3 protein-coding genes are annotated in these 2,653 nt (G+C 66.1%); all 3 read right to left on the bottom strand.

Translation table 11 applies throughout. The features are described from left to right. Positions 1 to 259, bottom strand: a 259-nt coding sequence (locus M3498_13805; protein ID MDQ3460352.1) for a hypothetical protein, incomplete at its 3' end; no start/stop codon positions are given. A gap of 3 nt (positions 260 to 262) precedes the next feature. Then, on the bottom strand, positions 263 to 1,534 hold the full coding sequence (locus M3498_13800) for a sugar ABC transporter permease (GenBank protein ID MDQ3460351.1): 1,272 nt from the start codon (positions 1,532 to 1,534) through the stop codon (positions 263 to 265). Positions 1,535 to 1,683: 149 nt separating this feature from the next. After that, on the bottom strand, positions 1,684 to 2,653 hold a 970-nt coding region (locus tag M3498_13795; protein ID MDQ3460350.1), incomplete at its 5' end, for an extracellular solute-binding protein.

Genomic DNA, 2,653 nt, shown 5'->3' with positions numbered 1-2,653 from the left:
GGCCGAGGCCGACCGCGTAGGGCCAGGGCGTGCTGCGCCCGCGCCGCAAGGCGCCGACGCCCGCGCCGACGACGCCCCCGGCGAAGAGGGCCCAGCCGAGCGGCACGGTGGTGGTCAGGCCGCCCAGGAGGGTAGCGAGGAGCGACCAGAGGGTGACCATGAGGGCGCTGGCGAGCGCGCCCATAACGGTTCCGACGAGGACGGCGGGTGGAGAGAGGTGAAAAGCATGCCTGCCTGCTCGTTCGATCGTCGCGTCCATAGCCTATTCCTCCGGCGCAAAGCGGAAAAAGATGACCATGAAGACGAGCAGCACGGCGAAGAGCACCACCGCCACCGCCGCCCCCATGCCGATGTTGGCGAGGCCGAAAGCCTGGTCGTAGATCATGATGGGTAGGTTACGGGTGCCCGCGGCGCCCCCGGTCAGGAGAAAGATATCCTCGAACTTGTTGATCAGAAACATGAAGCGGAGCAAGAAGAGGACGCCCAAGATGCCCGCGAGCTGTGGCAGGGTGATCGACCAGAACTTCTGGAAGGGGCTGGCCCCGTCCACGTCGGCGGCCTCGTACATGTCCTTGGGGATGGCCTGGAAGCGGGCCAGGATAAAGAGAAAGGCAAAGGGAAAATAGTTCCAGGCGCTGAAGGCGATGACGGTGGTAAGTGCGAGCGGCAGGGAAAACGAGAGGCCGAAGAGGTCCAGGGCAAGGCTGCGCTGGCCGAGAAAGTTGAGCGGGCCGTCCAGAAGCCCGTAGCGCACCCCGAGCGCGTTCACGGTGCCGCTGAAGGGGTCGAGGAAAAAGGCCCACACAAAGGCGACGGCGATGACGGGCGCCACGTAGGGAAAGAGAAAGAGCCCGCGCAACAGGCCCTGGCCGCGGAAGCGAGCGTTCACCAGTTGCGCCGCGAAGAGCCCCAGGAGGATCGAGCCGACGGTGCTGAAGAGCGTGTAGTAGAGCGTCACCCGCATGACTGGCCAGAAGTCGGGGCCGCTCAGGATGCGGCGGAAGTTGTCGAGCGTAAAAACGAAGTTGGTGAGGACGTTGTCCGCCTGGGCGCGGATGGTCGCCGCCGCCAGGGGAAGCTCCGGCCCGCCCGCCTCGAAATAGACCTGCGAGGCGCTGAAAGAGAGCGTCAGCGCCTCGCGAAAGCCGGGTAGGGCGTCGCCGAAGTCGCAGCGCAACAGGCTGCCGTCTTGCGTGCAGCGCGGCTCGAGCGTGGCGAGCTCGAGCCCCTGGGGCAGCGCCTTTTCCAGGATGACGCCATAAAGCGCCGCGGTCTGAGAGCGGTTCAGGATCTGCAGGCGCAGCTCGAGCGCCTCGCCCGGAGCCTCGGGCATCGCTGTCACGCGCTCGTTCACCACCGGTGCCGGCGCGCGCAGATCGCCCAAGGTCACCGGTTTGAAGGCGATCCAGAAGTTCATCAGGACCGGAAAGAGGACGATGGCGAAGACGATGAGGAAGGTCGGCGCCAGCATCCAGTAGGCGAGCCGCGCCTCGCGGGCGGCGAGCGTTCCCCGGCGTGAAGGGTGTGCGGCCATCGTTACCTCCTTTCAAGCGGTCAGCTAGCAGCCGTCAGCTTTAGGGTCCGTGCTGATAGCTGATAGCTGACGGCGTGAATTTCCCGCTCGAGTATTTCCGAGAGAGCTTGGTCCGTGCTGATAGCTGATAGCTGACGGCTGCTAGCCCCTTACCTGAGCGCTTCGACCCGCTGCTGCATCAGCGCGGCGGTCTCCTCGGCGCTGTGTTCGCCGTCCAAGAACTCGCGCAGCGTCTCGACCAGAACACGCGTGTCGGCCATCTGCGAGTAGAGAACGCCCTGGCCCTGCCCGAAGGCCCAGCGGTCGCCCGTCTCGAGCCCCTCGATGAGGTCGCCGATCACCTCCTGCGAATAGAACTCGCTCAAGGGCGCACGCGCCGAGACGCCGACCTCGAGGTCTTGCCAGGCGTCGACGAACTCAGTGGGGTTCTCGGCGGTGCCGCCTCGCACCGGGAACTTGCCCTCGGCGGCGATCGACAGGGTGTCGATATAGCCTTCGCTCATGGAGAATTCAACGAACTGCTGGGCGGCCTCGGCGTCGGCGTCGACGGTGATGCCGAAGTAGCGCACGTCGGCCCAGCCCGCGCCGCCTGGGTTGTTGGGTCCCGAGAGGCGGGTGACGAAGCCGGTGTTGCGTGCCAGCCAGCCGGACTCCTGGCCTTCGTCGGCGGGAACGGGCACCTCGTCGCGGAGGCCGGCTAGTTCGTCGAGAATAAATGGTGACCAGACGATCATCGCCGCCTGACCGCCCTGGTAGAGCTCGCGCGACTGCTGCCAGTAGAGGTTGCCGGGCGGGCTCGCCTCCACGAGCTGGCGGTAGAACTCCAGGGTCTCGACCATCTCGGGCGAGTCCAGGGTGACGTTGCCCTCGTCGCCTATCATCTGAACGCCGTTGGCCAGCGCGAAGTGCTCGAAGACCTGGAGCATATAGGGCTGGCTCACGTCGGTGGCGGCGACGAAGCCGTACATCTCGGGAGGGTTGTGGAGCGCCGCTATGGCGGCGAGGATGCTCTCAAAGGTGGTGGGGGGCTCGAGCCCGTGCTCCTCGAAGAGGTCGGCGCGGTAGAGCAGGAGCTGGGTCCAGCCGTCTACCGGCACCGCGGCGTAGTCGCCCTCGAAG

The sequence above is a fragment of the Deinococcota bacterium genome, assembly GCA_030858465.1.
In the GTDB taxonomy this organism is placed as follows: Bacteria; Deinococcota; Deinococci; order Deinococcales; family Trueperaceae; genus JALZLY01.
This window is presented reverse-complemented; position numbering and strand designations above follow the sequence as displayed.